This window comes from Desulfofundulus thermobenzoicus (assembly GCF_009428905.1).
Lineage (GTDB): Bacteria > Bacillota > Desulfotomaculia > Desulfotomaculales > Desulfovirgulaceae > Desulfofundulus_A > Desulfofundulus_A thermobenzoicus.
Genome location: NZ_WHYR01000125.1, coordinates 1 through 706, shown reverse-complemented (window position 1 = coordinate 706; position 706 = coordinate 1). Strand labels below are relative to the sequence as shown.

The window sequence follows — 706 nt, the reverse complement described above, 5'->3', positions numbered from 1 at the left end:
GAGGAGCGTGTTCGGTTTATTTTAAAAAGGCTTCTTTTGGCAGAATCCTATGTGAAGCTGGAGGATTTACAGGAGCAGCTGTTTATTAGTAAATCAACGATGAGCAACGATGTGAAATCGGTCAAACGTAAGCTGGAGCCCTTTGATCTGAAGCTGGAAGCGAAGCCTAGCAAAGGCTGCCGAATCAAGGGATCAGAGATGAAAATCCGTTATTGTATGTCAGAATATTTATTCAATGAACGTCGTTCTTATCAAACGATGCTGAACACAGCTGTTACTATTTTGCCAAAGCATGAACTCGAATTGATTCAGAAAACAATGATCAATTATATCAATGAGGAAGGTATGAATCTATCAGACATTTGCATGAATAATTTAATCGTTCATGTCGCCATTGCCTGCAAACGAATTAGACACGGAAACTATGTATCTGTTCTTCCAGAGGAAATCAGCGAAATTCCGCGGGCAAAGGAATATAAGGTCGCTAAAAAAATGGTGGAGCGTCTTGAAGGGCTGCTGGATGTCTCATTTCCACAAGAGGAAATTGTCTATATCACCATTCATTTGCTAGGAACAGCCAAAATGGTACAGTCCTTTTCCTCGAACGGTCAAAAACAAATTGTAGATGATGACACGAGCCGGCTTGTACAGCTCATGCTGAAGGCCATTGATCAAAAACTGCAGCTTGATTTAGCCGGTGATACGG

1 protein-coding gene is annotated in these 706 nt (G+C 41.4%); it reads left to right on the top strand.

Going from position 1 to position 706, the window contains the following annotated elements; genetic code table 11:
* Positions 1-51: 51 nt before the first annotated feature.
* The coding region (locus GFC01_RS17805; RefSeq protein ID WP_341474088.1) for a BglG family transcription antiterminator at positions 52-706 on the top strand (655 nt) is incomplete at its 3' end.